Source organism: Pyruvatibacter mobilis, assembly GCF_012848855.1.
GTDB lineage: Bacteria > Pseudomonadota > Alphaproteobacteria > CGMCC-115125 > CGMCC-115125 > Pyruvatibacter > Pyruvatibacter mobilis.
The window spans coordinates 1,985,385-2,007,580 of the sequence record NZ_CP051630.1 but is presented as its reverse complement, the minus strand read 5'-3'; the positions used below and the strand labels follow the sequence as shown (position 1 = coordinate 2,007,580).

Here is a 22,196-nt window from a genome sequence, read left to right as displayed (position 1 = left end):
ACACGCCCGCGCTCCGGTAATCAGCCGGGGCGCGGGCGTCGTCCTTCCGGATGCGCCTGGTCCATGGGGGCAAGCGGGGAGAGGCAGATTGCGCGAAAAGACTGCGGGATATGGCCTGCTGACCCTCAGCGTGCTGCTGGCTGTCATTCTGCTGCTGCTTGAAAAAGCCCCGCCCATCGCCGCAGGCCTGATGCTGCTGACAGCGCTCGTGGCGGCCGACTGGCGGCAGCTTGCCGCCACATTGCGCGCCCAGCCCGCCTATACGGTGCTCGCAGCCTTTCTCGTGTGGCTGCTCCTGTCATCCGCCTGGTCCATCGCAGGCGCGGAAGGTCTGGAGCGCGCGCTGCGCATCGCCCTGATGATTGCCGCAGCTGCCCTGCTGCCCGCAGCTTTCGCCGCGCTGCCCGTCTCAAGCCGCACGCTGGCACGCACCGGCATCGTCGCATCCTTTCTGCTGATGATCGGGCTGCTCTTTGTCGAAACCCTGTTCGACATGCAGATCCTCCGCGCCGCCCGCTATCTCTTCAATGGCGAGGTGTATGGCCAGGCGATCCCGCCCCTTGCCGCGCAGGAGCCGGGGCTGCACTACAGCACCAACGGCTATCTCGCCAACCGGCTCACCCATCTGGCGTCCGTCACCGGCATCATCCTGCTCCCCTTCGCCGGCTGGCTGTGGCACGCGCAGCGCAAGACAGGCGCTCTTGCCGTCTTCGCCCTTGGCTGCGTGGCCATTGCCCTGTCCCCGGCACAGACGCCGCTTCTCGCCATGGCTGGCGGGCTGGTCATCGCCGGCATCACGCTCATTCCCGCCGTGAGCCGCAGCAAGCTCACGGCACCCGCACTTGCAGCGCTTCTCGCAGCAGCCGTCATCGCAGCCCCCTTCATGGCAGAGCGCCTCTATGCAAGCGTGGGGGACAGCGTGAAGAGTGCTGACCCCAGCATCATTCACAGGCTCGCCATCTGGGACAACGCCGCCGCCCTCATCGCGCGGGAGCCCGTGACCGGCTATGGCATCGAGGCATCCCGCATCATCGGCCGTGGCGGTGTTGACCTGCCGGTGCTCGGCGCCGACAGCGCCATCCGCTTCGAAGCCCTGCCGCTGCACCCGCACAATGCTGCCATCCAGATATGGCTGGAGCTGGGCGGCATCGGCGCGCTTCTGTATGCGGTCCTGCTGTTCATCCTCACACAGATGATCTGGCGGCAGGCGCAGGGTCTGCTTCTTCGCGCAAGCCTCATGGGCGGCTGGGCGTCGGCGGTAGCCATGCTGCATCTCAGCTATGGGGTCTGGCAGTTCTGGTGGATCGCCACCCTGGGCATGATCGTCGCCATGCTGCTGATCCTGGTCCGGCAGGAAGGCTCAAGCTGATGCACAACGCCTTTCTCGCCGCCCTTGCGATCATCACCCTGTCGCTCAACCTCGTTGCCGTGGTGCTCGTCTGGGCCAGCACCCGTCAGCTTGATGTGCCCAATGAGCGCAGCTCCCACACGGTGCCGACACCCCGTGGCGGCGGCATCGCCATTGTCCTGTCGGCGTTTGCGGGCCTGTGGGTCCTCTGGCATGGCGGCCACGTCGCTGACAGCCTGGCACTTGCACTGGCAGGGGCAGGGGGGCTCGTCGCCCTTGTCGGCTTCCTGGATGACCGGCTCAACCTGCCGGCCCTGCCGCGCCTCATCGCGCAGCTGGCGGCCGCGTGTTTTGCCGTTCTTGTCATCGGTGGCATCCCGCCGGTGCCGGTGGGCGGCACAATATTTGTGCCCGGCCTCGCAGGCACCATCCTTGCCGTCATCGCCCTCGGCTGGCTCATCAACCTCACCAATTTCATGGACGGGATCGACGGCCTTGCCGGCAGTCATACGCTGTTCGTGGGGGCTGCGGGCGGCGCCATGCTGATCGGCGCAGGTGAGGCGGGCGCTGGCGCCTTTCTCATCCTGCTGGGCGCGGCTGCCCTCGGCTTTCTTATGTTCAACTGGCCGCCTGCCCGCATCTTCATGGGCGATGTCTCGTCGGGCTTCATCGGCCTTGTCACGGGCACTGTCGCCATCGCGACGTCAGACAGCGTCAGCCTGTGGGCCTGGGGCATTCTGATGACCCCCTTCATCGCCGACGCCACCGTCACGCGCGCCATGCGGGTCATTCTGTACAGGGATCTCTTCGGCGCCCACCGCGCTCACGTCTATCAGCGCCTGTCCCGCCGCTGGGGCGGGCACCAGCCGGTGGTGCTGGCCTTCTGGGCCCTGTCGCTGGGGGCCATGCTGCCCCTGGCCCTCAAGGCCACGCATCACCCGGAGAATGGCTGGCTCATCCTCGGCATCACCTGGACAGTCGCCTTCGCCGCCGCGTTCCTGCTCGGCGCAGGGCGCGACGACGAAGAAATCCCGTCAGCCTGACGGCCTAGAAGAACGCCTGAAGCCCCGTCTGCGCCCGACCCAGAATGAGGGCGTGCACGTCGTGGGTGCCCTCATAGGTGTTGACCGCTTCCAGGTTCATCACGTGGCGGATCACGTGATACTCGTCCGACACGCCATTGCCGCCATGCATGTCACGCGCCTGCCGCGCGATATCCAGCGCCTTGCCGCAATTGTTGCGCTTGATGAGCGAGATCATCGGCGGGGCGGCGCGCTTTTCGTCGAACAGCCGGCCGACGCGCAGCGCTGCCTGCAGTCCGAGTGAAATCTCCGTCTGCATGTCGGCGAGTTTCTTCTGGATCAGCTGCGTCTGCGCCAGCGGGCGGCCGAACTGCTTGCGGTCCACCGTGTACTGACGGGCCTGATGCCAGCAGAATTCCGCAGCCCCCATGGCACCCCAGGCAATGCCGTAGCGCGCGCGGTTAAGGCAGCCGAACGGCCCCTTGAGGCCTTCCACATTCGGCAGCAGGTTTTCCGCCGGCACGAACACATCGCTCAGCACGATCTCGCCGGTGATCGACGCGCGCAGCGAGAACTTGCCCTCGATCTTCGGCGTCTCGAAGCCCTCAAAGCCGCGCTCGACCACGAAGCCGCGGATCGTGTCCTTGCCGTTGTCGTCGGCGAGCTTCGCCCACACAACGGCAAGGTCGGCGATCGGTGAATTGGTGATCCACATCTTCGCGCCGTTGAGGATGTAGCCGCCATCCACCGGCTTCGCGCGCGTCACCATCCCGCCGGGGTCAGACCCGTGATCCGGTTCCGTGAGGCCGAAGCAGCCGACCCATTCGCCGGTGGCGAGCTTCGGCAGATATTTCATCCGCTGCTCTTCGGTGCCGTAGGCATAGATCGGGTGCATCACAAGCGATGACTGCACACTCATCGCCGAGCGGTAACCGGAGTCGACGCCTTCCACCTCGCGGGCGATCAGCCCGTAGGAGACATAATTGAGTCCCGCGCAGCCATAGGCTTCCGGGATCGTCGAGCCGAGCAGGCCCAACTCGCCCATCTCGTTCATGATCTCGCGGTGAAATACTTCGTTGCGGTTCGCCTCGCGCACCCGCGGCATCAGCTTGTCCTGGCAATAGGCCTTGGCGCTGTCGCGGACCATGCGCTCGTCTTCCGTCAGCTGGTCTTCCAGGTAGAACGGGTCTTCCCAGGAAAACGGCGCGGAGGCTTCCGGCGACGGGTCAAACGGCTTGTCGGCCGCACCAAGCTTGATGGCTTCGGACATTCTCTTACTCCGTCAGATGTGAGGCGCGGACACTAGCCTGTTGCCGTAGGGGCAACAAGGCTCTCAGCCGTATCAGCCTTTGCGGCAATAGGCCGTCAGGTCGTCCGCCAGATGGTCGAACATCAGGCGCATGCGGCGGCTGGTGCGCAGGTCTTCATGCATCACGATCCATATATCCAGCGCGAAATCTAGCGCATCCGGCAGAAAGGCAATGAGCCCGTCCCGCCGGCCAAGGGGATATTGGCAGATGCCGATGCCATAGCCGGCCTTCAGCATCGCATATTGCGTGTAGTCGCTATCCGCCCGGAAGGCGAACATGTCCCGGTTGAGAGGCAGATTGAGCTGGCCCGGATCGCGGATCGACGGGGCCCGGTCAAATCCGATGACCGGGTGGCGGAACACATCCTCAACACGCTCGGGCAGCCCGTGCCGGGCCGCATACTGGGGATGGGCGTGCAGGCCCAGCGCCACGCTGCCCGCCTTTTTGGCAACAAGCGCCGTCTGTGTCGGTCGGGTCATGCGGATGGCGATATCCGCGTCCCTCCGCAGCAGGTCCTGATTACGGTTGGAAATCACCAGTTCCAGATCAATGCGCGGATGCTGCGCCCGGAAACGGGTAAGGATCGGCGGCAGCACTTCCGTGCCGATCATCTCGCTTGCGGTCAGCCGCACCGTGCCCCGGTCTTCTTCAGCGTCCCCCGACGCTGCCCGTTCCAGTGCCGCCGCGGCACTCGCCATCGCTTCCGCATGGGGCACCAGCGCCAGCGCACCCTCCGTCGGCGTCAGCCCGGATCGTGATCTTGTGAACAGCGGCACCCCGAGCGCTGCCTCCAGCGCATCCATGTGGCGGCCGATGGTCGGCTGGGTAAGCCCCAGCGCCCGCGCTGCGCCGGACAGGCTGCCTTCGCGGATTACCGCCAGGAAGGAGCGGTACATCTCCCAGCCGGGCCCTGTGCCGGAGATGCCGCTCTGCGGAAGTTTGGGGTCGGATGACATGCCTCATGATATACATAATTGAATAGATAAGAACCGATTATCGCGAATTTATATGCGTCAGGACATAGCCCATCTTTCATCCATCGATGATGACGGGAGATGACCATGACAATGATGACGGAACAGACGGCCCCGCTGGCGCTTGTGCTCGGGGCAAGTGGCGGCATTGGCAGCGCGGTGGCGGCAGCGCTGGTGAAGCAGGGGTGGCGCGTCCGCGCCATGGCCCGCAAGCCCCGCAAGGCAGCCCGTACCCCCGGCCTCACCGGTGTGGACTGGGTCAGGGGCGATGCCATGCGCAGTGCCGACGTGATGCGGGCCGCCGAGGGCGCGGAGCTGATCTTCCACGGCGTCAACCCGCCCGGCTACCGCAATTGGCGGGGTCGCGTCCTGCCCATGCTCGAGAGCACCATCGCCGCTGCCAGGGCTCACAAGGCCCGCATCGTGTTTCCGGGCACGGTCTACAATTACGGGCCCGATGCAGGCGCGGTGGTCGCGGAGGACGCGCCTCAGAACCCTGTCACCCGCAAGGGAAAGCTCCGGGTACAGATGGAAAACCGCCTCCACCAGGCGTCCGTCGAGGGTATCCCGGTCCTGATCGTGCGGGCGGGGGATTTCATCGGCGGCACGGTGGCGAACAACTGGTTCGCCCAGGGCGTCGTCACCCCGGGCAAGCCGCTGCGCAAGATCACCTATCCGGGCAGGCACGAGGTGGGCCATGCCTGGGCCTATCTGCCAGACGTTGCTGAGACGTTTGCGCAGCTCATCGCGCGGCGGGAGGAGCTGCCCCTCTTCGCCCGCTTCCACTTCAATGGCTACTGGTTTGAGAACGGCATCGATCTCGCCCATGCGACACGGGCGGCAGCGGGTGACGACACCCTGCCGATCCGCCGCTTTCCCTGGTGGCTGATCCGGCTCCTGTCACCGGTGGAGGAGACATTCCGCGAGATGCTGGAGATGCGCTATCTCTGGCAGCGGCCCATGCGCCTCGACAATGCGAAGCTTGTGGCATTCCTCGGGGTAGAGCCGCACACACCGGTGGTCACCGGCCTGCGTCAGGTGCTCGAGGAACTGGACTGTGTCCCGGCGGATGAAACGCTGCCGCGTGCGGCCCGCATCCCGGCGGCGGAGTAGGGCGGATGCTCTGTTTCTTCGAGCGGCGCCTTGCCCTGCGGCGTCTCAGAACAAAGGCCTGTGGCTGCCATGCGCAGCCACAGGCCCCTGAATGTCGTGAAGATTATTCCGCGGCTGCCTTGGTCGCAGCGGCATCGCCGATAAGGCGGCCATTGAAGTCGTTCACCGCATCGCGGAACTGTTCTTCCAGCCGGTCAATCAGCTCGCCCACGGCGGGGGCATCCTCAATGGTGCCGATGCCCTGACCAGAGCCCCAGATGTCCTTCCAGGCCTTCGACTTGGTGTTGCCGCCTGAGCCGAAATTCATCTTCGACTTGTCCGCTTCCGGCAGATTGTTCGGGTCCATGCCCGCATCCACGATGGACGGCGCCAGGTAGTTGCCGTGCACACCGGTGAACAGGTTGGAATAGACGATGTCTTCCGCCGCGTGCTTGATCAGCGATTCCTTGTAGGCCGGGTCCGCATTGGCTTCCTGCGTGGCGATGAAGCGCGTGCCCATATAGGCAAAGTCAGCACCCATGGCGAGCGCACCGGCAATCGACGCCCCGTCCGACATGGCGCCCGACAGGATGACCGTGCCGTCGAACCATTCCTTCACCTCGCGCACCAGCGCAAATGGCGACAGCGTGCCTGCATGGCCACCGGCACCGGCGCACACAAGGATCAGCCCGTCCACACCCTGCTCGGCAGCCTTCTTGGCGTGCTTCACATTGATCACGTCGTGATAGACCACGCCGCCATAGGAATGCGCGGCTTCCACCACGAAGGCCGGCGGACGCAGCGACGTGATGATGATCGGCACTTCGTGCTTCTTGCAGATCTCCATGTCGTGCTCGAGACGGTCATTCGACGAATGACAGATCTGGTTGACGGCAAACGGCGCCACCTTCTTGTCCGGGTTGGCGGCCTGGTACTCCGCCAGTTCCGTCTTGATACGGACGATCCACTCTTCCAGCACTTCCGCCGGACGCGCATTGAGCGCCGGGAAGGAGCCGATAATGCCCGCCTTGCACTGCGCAATGACGAGTTCAGGGCCGGACACGATGAACAGCGGCGAGCCGATCACCGGCATCCGCAGGTTGTCACGGATATGGGCAGGAATGGCCATGGGGTCTCTCCAGGATCAAAAGAGGGCACATCGGCCCGAAAGTCTTTGCAGGATATTTGGCCCGCAGGCCCCACTTGTCCAGTTCATGGATGAACAGTATCCCAGCCATTTATGAACGGGTGCCCGAACAGTCAGGCCACCTTCCTCATGATCTTGATGACGCCCTGCGGGTCTGCATCAACCATTCGCAGCAGTGTCCGGGCGGCTCCGTCTGGATCGCGCCGGCCCTGCTCCCAGCCCCTGAGTGTGCCTACCGGGACGCCGAAATACGCAGCAAATTCGGGTTGCGTCATGCCGGTTTTGCGGCGGATGCGTCGGGCATCGATCTTATCGGGAATATGCACCTTCGCACCAGTGCGCTTGCCTTGGGCAAATTCAAGGGCCTCACGCGCACCGGCAAGAATGCTGTCTCCAGCCTTGGTCATTTCGCGTACTCCTTCTTAATCGCGACCGCGACAGACTTCAGGGCGTTGCGTTCGGCCTGTGTAAGATTGGCTTTCTGACCTTTGCTGAAAACGTCGATCAAAAAGACAGGCATCGTGTCACCACTGAAAAAATGCACCGTCCGAACGCCACCGCTTTTCCCTCTGCCGGGCAGGGCGAAGCGGCCCTTACGAAATCCGCCAGTGCCCTGCATCGCATCCCCAAATGCCGGATTGCGCGAGATCGTTGTTTTGATCAGATCGATCGTTGCCTCGTCCAACCCGATGGCAGCAGCGCGCTTCTGGAAATGCGCTGTCTCCACGACGGTTTGAGGTGTCTTCATCGCATCATCTTATACGTCAATGACGTAGTATGTCAATGACGCATGAGGGGGGGTGAGGATTGGTTAAACACGGCCCGTTCTTCATTTCCACCTCACACCTTGCCCAACAGCTTGTCCCGGTCGGTTTTCGCCGTGTCTGCAATGAAATCCAGCACCGCACGCACCGCTGGCGTGTTGGTGAGGTCCGGATGTGCCAGCACCCATACTTCGGTGGCGCTGAACAGTTTCTGCGGCGACACCCGCACAAGGTCGTCATGGCTGTCGCCCATCAGGCAGGTCAGCGGCGCGATGCCGGAATGGTTGCGCACCGCGCTCACCATGTCGGCCATGGACGAGCAGCGCAGATACATCGGCGTCCCGCGTGTCACATGCTTGGCCCAGCGCGACAGTTCCGCCTCATCCGCTTCCCCGGCAAAGCCGATCAGCCGGTGCTGCTTCCACTCTCCCCGCTGGGTCGGCAGTCCGTGCGTCTCCGCATAGTGGCGGGACGCATAGAAGGCGACACCACAGCGCGCGATCTTGCGGCCGACGAGATTTTCCTCGCCCGGCCCGTAAAGCCGGATCACGATATCCGCTTCCCGCCGCGTGACGCTCGCGGGCCACGTATCCGTCACGAATTCGATCTCGATCTCCGGATATGCCTCGCTGAACGCCACCATGTGCGGCATCAGCCAATAGCCCGCCAGCGTGGCAGCAGTGGAGACGCGGACAATCCCCTGCGGCGTACCGCTGGCAGCCGACACCGCGTGCCCTGCCCGCAGCACGGCGGTGGCGATATCGTCCGCTTCCGCCTTCAGCTTCTCGCCTGCTGGCGACAGGCCGAAGCCGTCATTGGTCTGCACGAACAGGCGCGTGCCGAGGGACTTTTCCAGTTCGGCGATCTTGCGGCCCACCGTGGCGTGGCTCAGCTTCAGACGGCGTCCGGCGCCTGAATAGCTGCGTGCCTCGGCCACGGCCAAAAAGACGCGATACAGATCCCAGTTTGCCTGGCTCATGGTCTCAGCCTCCCCGGCCGCGGATTCCCTTGCGTCATGACGCGGCCTGCACTGATTTTGGCGGAGCGCTGAACATCCATGAACAGGCGGACGGGTGCAAGGGGGCAGAAAGTCCTGTTAAAACAGACCCCGAACGCTAGTCTTTGTGCCAACAGCAACAAGCAAGCTTGAGGGAGAAACCATGCTCAAGACACGCTTTACGGAGATGTTCGGCGTCGAACATCCCATCGTCCAGGGTGGCATGCAGTGGGTCGGCAAGGCGCCGCTCGTGGCCGCCGTCGCCAATGCGGGCGGCCTCGGATTCATCACCGCACTGACCCAGCCCACACCGGAAGATCTCGCCAAGGAGATCGCCCGCTGCAAGGAAATGACCGACAAGCCCTTCGGCGTGAACCTGACGATCCTGCCGGCCATCAAGCCGCCGCCCTACGCGGAATACCGCGCCGCCATCATCGAAAGCGGCGTGAAGATTGTTGAGACCGCAGGCTACAAGCCGCAGGAGCATGTGGACCACTTCAAGGAACACGGCATCAAGGTCATCCACAAATGCACCGCCGTCCGCCACGCCCTGTCGGCTGAGCGCATGGGCGTTGATGCCATTTCCATCGACGGTTTCGAATGTGCGGGCCATCCCGGCGAGGATGACATCCCCGGCCTGATCCTCATCCCGGCGGCTGCCGATAAGGTGAAGATCCCGATGATCGCCTCCGGCGGCTTCGGTGATGCACGCGGCCTCGTGGCAGCCCTCGCCCTGGGTGCCGAAGGCATCAACATGGGCACGCGCTTCTGCGCCACCCAGGAAGCCGACATCCACGACAAGGTGAAGCAGCAGATGATCGAGAACGACGAGCGCTCGACCAATCTGATCTTCCGCACCTTGCACAACACTGCCCGCGTGGCCAAGAACGCTGTGTCCGATGAAGTGGTGGCCAAGGAGCGTGAAGGCGCGAAGTTCGAGGACATCCAGCACCTCGTCTCCGGCCAGCGCGGCAAGGTTGTCTATTCCGAAGGCGATCCGGACCACGGCATCTGGTCCGCCGGCCTCGTCCAGGGCCTGATCCACGACATCCCGACGGTGCAGGAACTGCTGACCCGTATCGTCACCGAGGCGGAAGGCATCATCCGCGGGCGTCTGTCGGGCTTCGTGTCCGGCGGTGCCGCCCAGGCTGCCGAATAATCAGCCTCCAGGACCGAACAGAACAGCCCCGGGCGCGTATGACAGCGTCCGGGGCTTTTTGTTAGAGAACGATCAGCACCAGCCCGGCCACCACCAGTCCGATGCCCGCAAGCTCAGGCCCGTTGGTCCGCTCCCGGAAGATGAGGGCAGATGTCAGGAGCGCGAACACCAGCTCAATCTGCCCCAGCGCCTTCACATAGGCCGCGTTTTCCAGTGCAAAGGCCGTGAACCAGCCGATTGATCCGATGACGCTGGCAATGCCCACGGCCAGTGACGGCCGCCAGCGCTGAAAGCTCTGCCGGAGCGACGCACGGTCCCGCCAGATGAGCCAGCCGGTCATCAGTACCGATTGCCACAGCAGCGTGCAGGCAAGCGTCATGGCAGCCGACACCGCAAACCCATTGGCCTCAAGCGACAGCGCCGCCGCCCGGTAGCACACCGAAGCAATGGCAAAGCCCGCCCCGCAGCCGATCCCCATCAGCGCCACCGGCGATGCGAGGGATGCCACCAGGTTGCGCGGCATCAGCGCCGTCCGCGCCATGGAAAGCGCAATGACACCCGCAAGGCTCACCAGAATGCCGACCAGCGCCAGCGGACCAACCTGGTCCCCCAGCACCACGAAGCCGATCACGGCAGCCTGCACGGTTTCCGTCTTTGAGTACGTCGTGCCCACCGTGAATACGCGAAGGGCGAATATGCGCACCAGCAGCACAGCCGCGACGACCTGTGCGGCCCCACCCAGTAAAATCCACCCGGCAAAGGCCAGGTCAGGCGCGGGCAGGGGCTCCCCTGTCGCCCCCAGCAGCACCGCGAGATAAAGCGCGGCGAAGGGCAGGCCGTAGAGGAAGCGCACATAGGACGCTCCCGTCGCCGTCAAATCGGCGGCGAGCTGTTTCTGCAGGGCAGAGCGGATGTTCTGCGCGAACGCAGCCAGCAGCGTGAAAGCGATCCAGAGCGGCATGAAAGACCCGAGGGAAAGAAGCCGCCCCTTTTACGCCTGCGGGCGCTAGTCGTCGATGGCGGCATACACCAGCTGCTGGAACTGCCGGCGCAGCGGATAGGCGCCTGATGGCATCAGCTGCGTCATCAGGATCGCGATCATCTCTTCAACAGGATCAATCCAGAAGATCGTGCTGGCCGCACCACCCCAGTAATAGGTGCCGTTGGGTCCGGTAATCTGCGCCTTCGCCTCATCCACCGTCACGGCGAAGCCGAGGCCGAAGCCGATGCCCGCATTGGTGGTCTCGGAGAACGCGCCTTGGGCAAAGCCCTCAAGGTCGCGCCCGTCGGGCAGGTGGTTTTGCGTCATCAGTGCGATTGTGGGGCGCGACAGAAGCCGGGTGCCGTCCGGCGCCGTGCCGCCGCGCAGCATCATCTGGCAGAACTTGAGATAATCCGCCTGCGTCGATACCAGCCCGCCGCCGCCGGACATAAACACCGGCGGCTTCGCATAGCGCCCGGTCTCCGGGTCGTCGAATAAGTCAAAGCTGCGCGTCTTCGGGTTGCGCTGGTAATTGGCCGCAAAGCGCGGCATCTGCTCCGCGCTCACCTGGAAATCCGTATCCGTCATGCCCAGCGGCGCAAAGATGCGGGTGCGGAAGAACTCGATCAGCGACAGGCCGGAGACGACTTCCACCAGCCGGCCCAACACATCGGTTGACACCGAGTAGCTCCACGCTTCACCCGGATTGTGCAGCAGCGGCATGCGGCCCAGCCGCTTGCAGAATTCCTCAAGATCGGCGGTGGTGAGGTCCACCCCACCGATCTGGAAGTGGCGGTAGGCCTCATCCACCGGGTGCACTTCCATGAACCCATAGGTGAAGCCTGCCATATGGGTCAGCAGATCACGGATCGTCACCTGACGGCTCGCAGCCTTGGTCACCATGCCGCGCGCAGGCCCGCCCGCATAGACCTTCAGGTCCCCCAGTTCCGGGATATAGCGGCCAATCTCGTGTTCAAGCTGAAAGCGGCCTTCTTCGTAGAGCATCATCACCGCAACCGAGGTGATGGGCTTCGACATGGAATAGATGCGGAAGATCGTGTCCTGCGCCATGGCGCGGCCGCGCGCGACATCCATCTGGCCCTGCACGCCGAAATGCGCCAGCTCGCCCTTGCGCCACACCAGGGTGGAGACGCCGGCCAGCTTCTTGTTATCCACATAGGTCTGGAAGAACGGAACGATCCGGCTCAGTCTTTCCGGACACATGCCCGCTTTCTTGGCGGCGGTTTCAGGGTCGGAAATGAGCGGAGCGTTCATGATGCTGTTGGCCTGTTCTTCTGTTCTTCGGGATAGCTGATCGCGGCGATGAGGTCGCTGGCCAGGCGGGACTCATAGACGGGCACCTCCATGCCCTTTTCCAGGTCGAAGGCCTGCCACAGCCCCATGCTCTTCTCGATGCGGAAGCTCGGATGGGTCCAGCCGCAGCGATAGGCCAGCACGCAGGGCGTGCCGTCTTCGCCGGTCACAAGATCGATGTCGAGGGGAGAGCTGGATGCAGCCTGAAAAAGCCTGCGCCGGTCGCGCTCGGTAATCCGGTCAAGCGGAAGCTGAATGACTTCGCCCACTTGGTTCCCCCACTCCTGCCGGCGGCAGCCTCAGGGGCGCGCGGCGCTTGTTCCTGCCGCCGGGCGGTTCTCGGAAAACCGGCATCCGGGGCGTCATGTTCTGCCGCGCATTGTTGGATAGACGGCGGGCAGGGGCAAGCAGAGTCTGGCCTGCCGGGTCCCGCTGGCGCGGATTCCCGTCAGCAGCCTTACCGAAATGTAAGAAGGTGTGACGAATCTGCTGTGGATGGAATGGGGATGGCCTCGGCCCCAGCGTGCGGGCGCCTCAGGCCGGTGCCCCGAAACAGTCAGCCGCCTTGCGGATCCAGCGTTTCACTTCCTCGCCCTGGGCCTCGTGGCTGTCCCCGTGGCGCACCAGGATCAGGTCTTTTTCGGGCACCAGCACGATATATTGCCCGCCATATCCATTGGCCGACCACGTGCCGGGCCCTGCAATCTCACGCCACCAATGAGCGCCGTAGCCCTGAAACTCGTCCGCGCCTGTCGGCACCTTGCTCTGGGTGCGCGCATAGTCCGCCCAGCCATTCGGCAGGATCTGTTCATCCCGCCACCAGCCGCCCCGCAAATAGAGCAGGCCGAACTTGGCGAAGTCCCGCGCCGTCATGAAGCAATAGGACGAGCCGACCCACACCCCCTGACCGTCAAATTTCGGGATCGCCGACGAGATGCCGATGCGGTCGAAAAGTTCGGTCTGCATGAAGGCGCCGAAATCCTGCTGGCTCAACAGGTCACCGCCCCCCAGCACGCGCGACAGGGCGCGCGACAGGATGTTGGTGGTGCCGCTTGAATAGTTGAAGGCACTGTCCACCGGATGCACCAGCGGCTTGCTCGCCGCGTAATGGCCCATGTCGTCCTTGCCGTCACCGAACAGCATGGCGATGGTGTCGGAGATGTCCCCGTCCACATAGTCTTCGTCGAACTGAAGCCCGCTTGCCATGCGCAGCAGCTGGTCCCAGGTAATCTCCGCACGCAGATCACCCTGCGGCCATTCAGGCGCGCCCAGCGGCTCGAAGATGTTGATCTTCCCCTGGCCGACGGCAATGCCGATCAGCGCCTGCAGAATGCTCTTCGCCATCGACCATGACGGATAGGTCTGCGCGGCTCCATAGCCGTCCGCATAGGCCTCCACCACCAGCTTGCCCCCCTGCACGGCAAGGAACGCATGCGTGGGGCCCATATCCGCCGGGCCCTTACCGTCGCCCGCAGGATCCGAGAAGGCGTGATCGAGAAGATCGCCAAGCGCCACGTGGTCGGCGGAGGCGGCGGTGCCTGTCGGCCAGTCAGAACCGGCAGCGTCTGCGGTGGGCCAGTCAACCCCATGGGGCTGGGCGGGAAGGGGCGGGAGGTCATGTGTCTCGGTCATGGGCCGAACAGTGCCATAGATGCCCCTGATCGCAACCCGGATTTGCGCATTGCGCGCAGATTTTTCTCCCTTAGTCTTTGTCGCCACAACCGCCGCATAAACGGCGCGCTTCAGGGAGAGTCCACCATGTCATTGCCCCGCCTGCATCTTGAAGGAGACCGGTTCGTCGATGAGGCGGGCCGGCACGTCATCCTGCGCGGGGTCAATCTGGGTGGTGATTGCAAGGTGCCCTTTCCCGATGGCGGCACCCATATCCCCACCGATTTCGCCGATCACCGCGAGGTGAGTTTCGTCGGCCGCCCGTTCCCCCTGAGCGAGGCCGAGGAACATCTGGGCCGCCTCCGGCACTGGGGTTTCAACTGCCTCCGCCTGCTCACCACCTGGGAAGCCTGCGAGCATGAAGGCCCCGGCAAATATGACGAGGCCTATCTCGACTATTTTGCCGAAATCTGCCGCCTTGCGGGGGAGTACGGACTATATGTCTTCATCGATTTCCACCAGGACGTCTGGTCGCGCATGTCCGGTGGCGACGGCGCCCCGGGCTGGACCTTCGAGAAGGCAGGCCTCGACTTCACCACCTTCCACGAGGCGGGCGCTGCCAAGGTGATGCAGCACTGCTACGACTATGCGCGCGGCGGCGGGCGGCAGGAGGACACTTACCCCACCATGACCTGGGCGCACAATTACCGCCGCCCGGGCAATGCCATCATGTGGACGCTGTTCTTCGCAGGCGAGGATTTCGCCCCCGGCCACGAGATCGACGGGCTTAACGCCCAGGCCTATCTGCAGCAACACTATATGGGCGCCATGCAGGAAGTGGCCCGGCGCGTGAAGGACATGCCCCATGTGCTGGGCTTCGACACGCTGAACGAGCCGGGCTCCGGCTGGATCGGCCAGGAGATGAGCCATCAGCACACGGAGAAAACAGAAGCACATCCCGAGCGCGTGATGCCCGGCCCCGCCTGGTCGCCTCTGGATGGCCTGCTGGTCGCTCGCGGCATTCCCCGCACCATCCCCGTCATGCGGTTTAATCCCGCCGAAATGAAAATGACCGTAAAGGGAGAGGAACGGGCCAACGAGAACCGTGTTTCCATCTGGCGCGACGGCGTGGCCTGCCCCTTCGAGCAGGCGGGCGCCTACCGGCTCAATGCCAATGGCGAAGCCGAAGACGTGAACGAGACCTTCTTCACCCGCAAGGACGGCAGGGAAGTCAGCCTTGAAGCCGATTACATGATGCCGTTCTTCTCCCGCGTGGCTGACGCCATCCGCGAGGTCAATCCGGACTGGATGGTCTTTGCCGAGCTCGACCCGCAGCGTGAATCAACCGAGGAAGGCTTCCCCGAAGGCGGGCCCGACAACACCGTCAATGCCAGCCACTGGTATGACGTGGTGACGCTCGTCACCAAGACCTTCCTCTACCCGACCTCGGTCAATCCCTTCACCGGCCGCACCATCGAAGGCCCGCAGGCCATCGAGGACCACTACACAAAACAGCTCGGCCGCACGAAGGACGCCGCCGAAACCCTCAATGGCGGCAAGGGCGCGCCGACCCTAATCGGCGAGTTCGGCATCCCCTATGATCTCGACAACGCCGCCGCCTACAAGGCCTGGGCTTCGGGCGACCGCAGCGAGAAACCGTGGGAGAAACACGTGATCGCGCTGGACCTGATGTACAACGCCCTCGACCGGCTGCTTCTCTCCTCCACCCACTGGAACTACACGGTCTCCAACAGCAACGATCAGATGATCGGCGATGCGTGGAACCAGGAGGATCTGTCGATCTTCTCCCGCGACCAGCAGGACAATCCGCACAGTAAGGATTCAGGCGGCCGCGCCCTCAAGGGCTTCTGCCGTCCTTACATACGGCGCGCCCAGGGCGAGATCGTCAGCCAGAAATTTGATCTGGCGCACCGCAAGTTCGTTGCCGAGATCAGCGTGGACAAGCAGTCCGGACCGACGGAGATCTACGTGCCGCGTCTGCATTACGGCTCCGGCTGCGACATCTCCCTCACCTCGGGCCGCGCTGAATTCGGCGGCGACGGCCAGGTGGTGATGATCAAGGACGTGGAGAGCAACCGGCTGGACATCGTCATCCAGCTCTCCGCCGGCGCCTGACCCCGCAAACCAACTACCGCTTTCCCTCCGACTCGACCGGAGGGCCCATGGGCATCTTGGACAGACCCTCCGGTCGAGTCGGAGGGAAAGCGGGTTGGGGTGGGAACACTGCCGAAGGAAAAGTCGGGTGCGCGCGGCTCAGGCCTTGCCTGTCACCAGCAGGCAGAAGGCGAACACTTCCGCCACCTCATGCAGCCCCTCGAAGCGGCCTGACTTGCCGCCATGGCCTGCTTCCATGTTGGTCTTGAGCAGCAGCAGATTGTCATCGGTCTTGAGCGCCCGCAGCTTGGCCACCCATTTCGCCGGCTCCCAATAGGTCACCCTCGGGTCCGCCAGCCCGCCCAGCGCGAAGATGGCCGGATAGTCCTTGGCCTCGACATTATCGTAGGGCGAATAGGCCGCGATCCAGTCATAAGCGTCCACATCGGCAATCGGGTTGCCCCACTCGTTCCACTCCGGCGGCGTCAGCGGCAGCGTGTCATCCAGCATCGTCGCCAGCACATCCACAAAGGGCACTTCGGCCACGATCCCGGCAAACAGGTCCGGCCGCATATTGGCAACGGCCCCCATCAGCATGCCGCCCGCGCTGCCGCCCTGCGCCACGATGCGGCCCTTGGCGGTGAAGCCCTCGGCGATCAGATGTTCCCCGGCCGCGATGAAGTCGGTGAAGGTGTTGGTCTTCTGCTTCAGCTTGCCCTGCCGGTACCACTGATAGCCCTTGTCCTTGCCGCCGCGGATATGCGCGATGGCATGGACAAAGCCGCGATCCACCAGCGATAGGCGCGCCACCGAAAACCCCGCCGGAATGGTGATGCCATAGGCACCATAGCCATAGAGCAGGCAGGGTGCTGACCCGTCCAGCGGCGTGTCCTTGTGATAGAGCAGGGAGACCGGCACCTGTTCGCCGTCCGGTGCCGTCGCCATCAGCCGCCGCGTCACATAGTCGGCGGGTTCGTGCCCGCTCGGCACCTCCTGCCGTTTCAGCAGAGTGCGGCCGCGCGTCGCCATGTCATAGTCATATTGCTCCGACGGCGTCGTCATCGACGAATAAGTGAAGCGGATCTGCGTCGTGTCATATTCATACCCGGCGGAGAGCCCCAGCGAATACGCCTCTTCATCAAACGCGATGGCGTGCTCCTCGCCTGACGCCATGTCGCGGATGATGGCGCGCGGCAGGCCCGCGTGACGCTCCAGCCGTGCCAGGTGCCCTTTGAGAGCGTAATGCGCCAGCAGCAGCGTGCCGGGGCGGTGCGGCACGAGGTCAGTCCAGCTGTCGAGCCCCGGCGTCTCAAGCGGTGCCTGCACCAGCTTGAAATCCTCGGCCCCGTCCCGGTTGGTGCGGATGATGAGATGGCCTTCCCATTCCTCCACGTCATATTCGTGGCCGTCCGTCCGCTCAGCGATCAGCACAGGCGCGCTCTCCGGCGTGTCCGACGGGATGAAGCGAATTTCAGAGGTCTGGTGATCGTGGCTGTCGATCAGGATCAGCCGCCCGCTCTGCGTCTGGCCGACACCGACGAAAAAGCCCGCATCCTTTTCCTCATAGACGCACACATCCTCAGCCACTTCCGTGCCGAGCCTGTGGCGCATCACCTTGCACGGCCGGTGATTGGCATCGAGCACCGTGTAGAACAGGGTGGTGTCGTCAGCCGACCACACCACACCGCCGGAGGTGTCGGGAATTTCATCCGTGAGCAGATCACCGGTCTCGAGATTCTTGATCCGGACCGTGAAATATTCCGACCCCGCCACATCAACGGAATAGGCCAGCAGTCGATGATCATGCGAGTGCGCAGCGTCGCCGATGCGGAAATAGCTCGTGCCTTCCGCAAGCTTCGGCCCGTCGAGAATGATCGCTTCCGCGCCGCCGTCGCGCGGGCGGCGGCAATAAAGCGGGTACTCCGCCCCCTGTTCCCAGCGCGAGTAATAGGCAAACGGCCCGTCCGGTGACGGCACCGAGCTGTCATCCTCTTTGATGCGGCCCTTGATCTCCGCAAACAGCGTGTCCTGCAACGCTTTCGTCGGCGCCAGCTGCGCTTCAGTGTAAGCGTTCTCCGCCTCCAGATAGGCGCGGATATCCGCATCCAGCGTTTCCGGCTCACGCATCACCTGCTGCCAGTTATGCGCCCTGAGCCAGGCATAGTCGTCATGGCGCGCCCTGCCGTGATGGGCATCGGAGTAGGGCTTGCGGGCGGCGGCGGGAACGCTGTCAGTCATGTGCGGGTCAGTCTTCCTTGCGGTCGAAATCCATGGCGAGGCCGTTCATGCAATAGCGCAGGCCGGTGGGAGCGGGGCCATCGGGAAACACATGGCCCAGATGCGCGTCGCAGTTGGAACACACCACTTCCGTCCGCGTCGAGAACAGCGACTTGTCCGCGTGATACTCCACGGCATCATCCTCGATGGGGGCGTAAAAGCTCGGCCAGCCGGTGCCGCTGTCATACTTCGTTTCAGCGGCAAACAGCTTCTGCCCGCAGCACACGCACTTATAGGTCCCGTCCGCCTTCTGGTCCCAGTTGGGGCCGGTAAAAGCGCGCTCGGTGCCGGCCTTGCGGGCCACGTGAAACTGTTCCGGCGTCAGCTGCGCCTTCCATTCGGCGTCGGTCTTCTCGACCTTGTTGGGACGCTTGTCCCTGGTCCAAAGCGCGCGGGTGGGATCGCTCATGGGGAGCCTCCTGTGCTGCTGTCCGGCGAAATTGCTCTCCCCGGATATAGGAAAACCGGCAGGCTCCTCAAGGAAACCTGCCGGTCAACTTGTTGTAAGGCCGTATGGGCTCAGGCCCCGGCGATACCTATTCGAACAGCAGCGACAGGGTTTCCGCCACCATGGCCGGACGGTCGCTGCCTTCCACTTCCATGGTCACTTCGTTGGTCACCTGCTGGCCGCCGGCCTTCGGTTCCATCTTCAGCAGCTTCACGCGGGCGCGGACCTTGCTGTTGACCGGCACCATGTTGGTGAAGCGCACCTTGTTGCTGCCGTAATTGATGCCGCGATTGACGCTCTTCACGCCGGACACCTTGCTCGACAGCATCGGCAGCAGGGACAGGGTGAGGTAGCCATGCGCGATGGTCGGCATGCCCAGTTCCTTCTGGGTGCGTTCGGCATCGAGGTGGATCCACTGGTGGTCGCCCGTCGCATCGGCGAACAGGTTGATCCGGTCCTGGTCAATCTCGACCCACTCGCTGACGCCGATCTCGTTGCCGACTTCCTTGGCCATCTCATCGAGGTTTTCAAAAACGCGCATGGGGTAGTCTCCCTGTTGTGACTGTCGCGGTTGCTGATGGCTGGCGGGCGCGGCACGAATGCTTGAGGCAGCAGCCCGCCCCCCAGCCGGAAAAAGTCTGGCGGGACTTTAGCCGCGCCACGGGGCCAAAGCCAATAGGCCCCGCTCATGGGACGCATTGCCGGCGGCAATGGCGCCTGCCGTCAGTTCAGCCTCCCATCATGCAGGCGCGTCAGTAGGAGAAGGTCACATCCACCCGGCGGTCTGCCGAGCTGTCGCTGGTGAACAGCCGCGTCATGAAACCCCAGCTTTCGCCGGAGGATTCGACCACGATCTGGTCGCGCCGCCAGCCGCGCTGGACGAAGGCCTTGGCCACCATCTCCGCCCGGTTATAGGCAAGGCTGGCATTGGCCTTTGAGTCACCCTGCTTGCTGGCCTGGCCGATGATGCAGATCTGTTCCACGTCGCGCGCCTTGCCCATGGACGACGCCCTGTCGATCCGCTCAATGGCTTCATCCGACAATTCATTGTCCGACGTGGTGAAATAGATGCGGAATTCATCGTCGATCTGCGCATCGACATTGTTGCGGCACTTGTCTGCCCAGGCATGGGCAGGGGCTGCATGCAGCGCCCCCAGCGACAAGACGGCAATGGTTGCGGCGGCAAAAAGCGGAAGACGGCTCATGAGGCTCACCCCGGGCTCGAGAGTTTGACAGTTACGCGAAAGTCGAAAGGGATCGGGCACACACAAGGCGATATATAACACGCAAGGCCGCAGCCGGGCGAGGCCTAGTCGCCCGCCAGCGTCTTCACCCGTGCGCAGAGCTGGTGCATGGGGCCGTCACCAATGCCCAGCGCATCCAGCCGTTCAACCGTGCGGTAGAGATAGGCCCGGTTGGTGCCCAGCTGGCCTTCGGCCCGCGCAATACGCTTTGCAATTGTCTCGGGCTTGAGCTTGCCCGCGTAGCGCTTGTGCGCCCGGTTGATGACGAAGGTGAAGGCAGGCTGGGCCACTTCTTCGCCTTCCACCTTGAGGGAAATCCAGGCCGGGCGGTAAGAGCCGGTGATCATCTCCCGCATCCACAGGATCTCGGTCTCGCTTTCCACGTGTTCGGCGGCAATGCGGTGCGCCATGCCGCGGCAGGAGCCGCCATGGTCCAGCGCCAGCATCAGGCCCGGCCGCTCCGGCGTGGCACGGCCCAGCACCAGCTTCATGCAGAAGGCGCGGTGCAGGCCGTGAACCTTGGCCGCCTGCGTCTCAGCCACGTGAATGGCCGGGTTCCACATCAGCGAGCCATAGCCGAACACCCAGATGTCCGAGCGCCCGTCCCACCGGCGCAGAAAAGCCTGCCGGCCGGCTTCCTGCTCCTCGCGCGACAGCAGGGTGGTGTCCCCGCGCTCGCGCAATTCGCGGCGCAGGGTCTCCATGCGGTCATGGGTGAAATTCTCCCGCAGGATCAACCCGTCGGGAGACAGCTTCATCAGCGTTGGTTCGGAAACGTCCCGGACGTCAGACGATTTTCGAGTCACGGTTACCCCAATACCTGTCACGGATAAGCCGCTTGTACAGCTTACCGGTCGGGTGGCGGGGCAGTTCCTGATCGAAATCGATCGACCGCGGGCATTTGATCTTGGCCAGGTGCGAGAGGCAGAACTCGATCAGTTCCGCTTCCAATTCCGGTCCGTGCTCATCCCAGTTCATGGGCTGCACCACGGCCTTCACTTCCTCGCCAAAATCTTCGTTCGGCACACCGATCACCGCCACATCCGCCACTTTCGGATGGGTGACGAGAATGTTCTCCGCTTCCTGCGGATAGATATTCACGCCACCGGAAATGATCATGTAGGCCTTCCGGTCGGTCAGATAAAGGTATCCGTCTTCATCAACCCGCCCGACGTCACCCAGGGTGGTCCAGCCCTTGGGGTGTTTGCTGTCGGCGGTCTTGTCCGGTGAGTTGTGATACTCGAACTCGCCGCCGCCGCCAAAATAGATGGTGCCCACTTCGCCGGGCGCCACTTCCTCGCCGTCCTCGCCGACGATATGCAGCTCGCCAAGCAGCGCCTTGCCGACCGAGCCTTTGTGCGCGAGCCATTCCTCGGAATTGAGCGCGCAGAAGCCGTTGCCCTCGGTGCCGGCATAATACTCGTTGATCACCGGTCCCCACCACTCGATCATCTTTTCCTTCACCGGAACCGGGCAGGGGGCGGCGGCGTGGATGGCGCAGTCGAGGCTTGAAACGTCGTATTTCTTCCGCACCTCTTCATCCAGCTTCAGCATGCGGACGAACATTGTCGGCACCCACTGGCTGATCGTCACCCGGTGCTGTTCGATCAGCTTCAGCGCCTCTTCCGCATCGAAATGCTCCATCACCACGCAGGTGGCACCGAAGCGGTGCATGGCCATGTTGTAGCGCAAGGGCGCTGCATGATAGAGCGGCGCTGGCGACAGGTAGATGGATTCCGGGTTCGCACCATAAAGCCCGCCCACAAGGGCAATCAGGCCCGGCGCTTCGTTGATCGGCCCTTCCGGCAGCGGGGCTTTCACGCCTTTGGGGCGGCCCGTCGTGCCGGAGGAATAAAGCATGTCAGCGCCCGCGCTCTCATCGGCGATCGGCTCCGCCGGCATGCTGTCACGCAGCTCTTCATAGGACTCGTAGCCCGGCCGCGTGCCGCCCACCATCAGCCGGTGCTTGGCGTTGGGCATCAGCGCCACGAGTTCATCCACCACAGGCCCCATGGCCGCGGAAGTGACAAACAGCTTCGCCCCGCAATCCCCGACGATGTAGTCCACTTCGCCCGCGGTCAGCCGGGACGAGATGCAGGTGAAATACAGGCCCGAGCGCTGGGCCGCCCAGCAGATCTCGAAGAAGCGGGCATTGTTCTCCATGAAGATCGCAATGGAATCGCCGCGCGTGAGACCGTATTTGCGGAACAGCTGCGCCACCTGGTTGGAGCGGTCATTCAGCTCCCCATAGGTCACGGTTTCGCCGGTGGACGCCATGATGTAGGCGGCCTTGTCCGGCATGGTCTCGGCGTGATCGCGCGGATGCATGCTTGGCGTCTCCCTGAATACGCAAAACCGGTTTGCGTCGCTTGTTGTGGCTGCCCTCGTGTCG

21 protein-coding genes are annotated in these 22,196 nt (G+C 63.6%); 5 read left to right on the top strand and 16 right to left on the bottom strand.

The features are described from left to right. Positions 1-88 precede the first annotated feature (88 nt). Together HG718_RS09365 and HG718_RS09360 are read left to right on the top strand one after the other, a co-directional pair. Complete coding sequence (locus HG718_RS09365; protein ID WP_160587314.1) at positions 89-1,369, top strand: O-antigen ligase family protein; 1,281 nt, start codon at positions 89-91, stop codon at positions 1,367-1,369. Beyond that, a complete protein-coding gene (locus tag HG718_RS09360) occupies positions 1,369-2,391 on the top strand; it encodes an MraY family glycosyltransferase (protein WP_160587315.1) in 1,023 nt (340 codons plus the stop codon). The genes HG718_RS09365 and HG718_RS09360 overlap by 1 nt, the downstream gene beginning before the upstream one ends. Positions 2,392-2,395: 4 nt before the next feature. Here the strand turns inward: HG718_RS09360 and HG718_RS09355 are convergent, their stop codons facing one another. Both HG718_RS09355 and HG718_RS09350 read right to left on the bottom strand, forming a co-directional pair. Next, on the bottom strand, positions 2,396-3,640 hold the full coding sequence (locus tag HG718_RS09355) for an acyl-CoA dehydrogenase (protein WP_160587316.1): 1,245 nt from the start codon (positions 3,638-3,640) through the stop codon (positions 2,396-2,398). 72 nt (positions 3,641-3,712) lie between these two features. Further along, the gene (locus HG718_RS09350; RefSeq protein ID WP_160587317.1) at positions 3,713-4,636 is read right to left on the bottom strand and encodes a LysR family transcriptional regulator; all 924 of its coding nucleotides are present in this window, start codon (positions 4,634-4,636) and stop codon (positions 3,713-3,715) included. A 105-nt stretch (positions 4,637-4,741) separates the two neighbouring features. Here HG718_RS09350 and HG718_RS09345 point away from each other — a divergent pair, with 105 nt between their 5' ends. Then, positions 4,742-5,767: an SDR family NAD(P)-dependent oxidoreductase gene (locus HG718_RS09345; RefSeq protein WP_244617668.1), complete on the top strand. Its 1,026-nt coding sequence runs from the start codon at positions 4,742-4,744 to the stop codon at positions 5,765-5,767. Between the two features lie 103 nt (positions 5,768-5,870). On the opposite strand, the gene HG718_RS09340 is transcribed toward HG718_RS09345, so the two are convergent. The 4 genes from HG718_RS09340 to HG718_RS09325 form a co-directional block, all read right to left on the bottom strand. Further along, on the bottom strand, positions 5,871-6,875 hold the full coding sequence (locus HG718_RS09340; protein ID WP_160587318.1) for an NAD(P)H-dependent flavin oxidoreductase: 1,005 nt from the start codon (positions 6,873-6,875) through the stop codon (positions 5,871-5,873). A 131-nt stretch (positions 6,876-7,006) separates the two neighbouring features. Further along, entirely contained in the window at positions 7,007-7,300 is a 294-nt protein-coding gene (locus HG718_RS09335) for a helix-turn-helix domain-containing protein (protein WP_160587319.1), read from the bottom strand. Continuing rightward, complete coding sequence (locus HG718_RS09330; RefSeq protein WP_160587320.1) at positions 7,297-7,641, bottom strand: type II toxin-antitoxin system RelE/ParE family toxin; 345 nt, start codon at positions 7,639-7,641, stop codon at positions 7,297-7,299. Before HG718_RS09330 ends, HG718_RS09335 begins: the two co-directional genes overlap by 4 nt. A 92-nt stretch (positions 7,642-7,733) precedes the next feature. Beyond that, entirely contained in the window at positions 7,734-8,636 is a 903-nt protein-coding gene (locus HG718_RS09325) for a LysR family transcriptional regulator (protein WP_160587321.1), read from the bottom strand. Between the two features lie 145 nt (positions 8,637-8,781). Between HG718_RS09325 and HG718_RS09320 the strand changes: the two genes are divergently transcribed. Then, the gene (locus HG718_RS09320) at positions 8,782-9,813 is read left to right on the top strand and encodes an NAD(P)H-dependent flavin oxidoreductase (protein WP_280521615.1); all 1,032 of its coding nucleotides are present in this window, start codon (positions 8,782-8,784) and stop codon (positions 9,811-9,813) included. Positions 9,814-9,874: 61 nt separating this feature from the next. Here HG718_RS09320 and HG718_RS09315 read toward each other — a convergent pair whose 3' ends face one another. The 4 genes from HG718_RS09315 to HG718_RS09300 form a co-directional block, all read right to left on the bottom strand. Continuing rightward, entirely contained in the window at positions 9,875-10,774 is a 900-nt protein-coding gene (locus HG718_RS09315) for a DMT family transporter (protein WP_160587323.1), read from the bottom strand. A 45-nt stretch (positions 10,775-10,819) separates the two neighbouring features. Then, positions 10,820-12,070: a serine hydrolase domain-containing protein gene (locus HG718_RS09310; protein WP_170080199.1), complete on the bottom strand. Its 1,251-nt coding sequence runs from the start codon at positions 12,068-12,070 to the stop codon at positions 10,820-10,822. Next, positions 12,067-12,378, bottom strand: coding sequence for a hypothetical protein (locus HG718_RS09305; RefSeq protein ID WP_027840497.1), 312 nt, complete (start codon positions 12,376-12,378; stop codon positions 12,067-12,069). Before HG718_RS09305 ends, HG718_RS09310 begins: the two co-directional genes overlap by 4 nt. Positions 12,379-12,643: 265 nt before the next feature. Further along, positions 12,644-13,741, bottom strand: a complete 1,098-nt coding sequence (locus HG718_RS09300; protein ID WP_160587324.1) for a serine hydrolase domain-containing protein — start codon at positions 13,739-13,741, stop codon at positions 12,644-12,646. Between the two features lie 126 nt (positions 13,742-13,867). Between HG718_RS09300 and HG718_RS09295 the strand changes: the two genes are divergently transcribed. Then, a complete protein-coding gene (locus tag HG718_RS09295; protein WP_160587325.1) occupies positions 13,868-15,856 on the top strand; it encodes a glycoside hydrolase family 5 protein in 1,989 nt (662 codons plus the stop codon). Between the two features lie 138 nt (positions 15,857-15,994). Here the strand turns inward: HG718_RS09295 and HG718_RS09290 are convergent, their stop codons facing one another. The 6 genes from HG718_RS09290 to HG718_RS09265 form a co-directional block, all read right to left on the bottom strand. After that, the gene (locus HG718_RS09290; protein WP_160587326.1) at positions 15,995-18,073 is read right to left on the bottom strand and encodes a S9 family peptidase; all 2,079 of its coding nucleotides are present in this window, start codon (positions 18,071-18,073) and stop codon (positions 15,995-15,997) included. Positions 18,074-18,080: 7 nt separating this feature from the next. Beyond that, a complete protein-coding gene (gene msrB, locus HG718_RS09285; RefSeq protein WP_160587327.1) occupies positions 18,081-18,521 on the bottom strand; it encodes a peptide-methionine (R)-S-oxide reductase MsrB in 441 nt (146 codons plus the stop codon). A 127-nt stretch (positions 18,522-18,648) separates the two neighbouring features. Then, positions 18,649-19,101 carry a MaoC family dehydratase gene (locus HG718_RS09280; RefSeq protein ID WP_160587328.1) on the bottom strand — a complete coding sequence of 151 codons (453 nt, stop codon included), beginning with the start codon at positions 19,099-19,101 and terminating at the stop codon, positions 18,649-18,651. Positions 19,102-19,312: 211 nt separating this feature from the next. Further along, on the bottom strand, positions 19,313-19,765 hold the full coding sequence (locus HG718_RS09275) for an OmpA family protein (RefSeq protein WP_027840492.1): 453 nt from the start codon (positions 19,763-19,765) through the stop codon (positions 19,313-19,315). A 104-nt stretch (positions 19,766-19,869) separates the two neighbouring features. After that, on the bottom strand, positions 19,870-20,562 hold the full coding sequence (locus HG718_RS09270; RefSeq protein ID WP_160587329.1) for a gamma-glutamylcyclotransferase: 693 nt from the start codon (positions 20,560-20,562) through the stop codon (positions 19,870-19,872). Positions 20,563-20,590: 28 nt separating this feature from the next. Continuing rightward, positions 20,591-22,132 (bottom strand): acyl-CoA synthetase, encoded by a 1,542-nt coding sequence (locus tag HG718_RS09265; RefSeq protein WP_160587330.1) that lies wholly within the window; start codon positions 22,130-22,132, stop codon positions 20,591-20,593. Between the last annotated feature and the right edge of the window lie 64 nt (positions 22,133-22,196).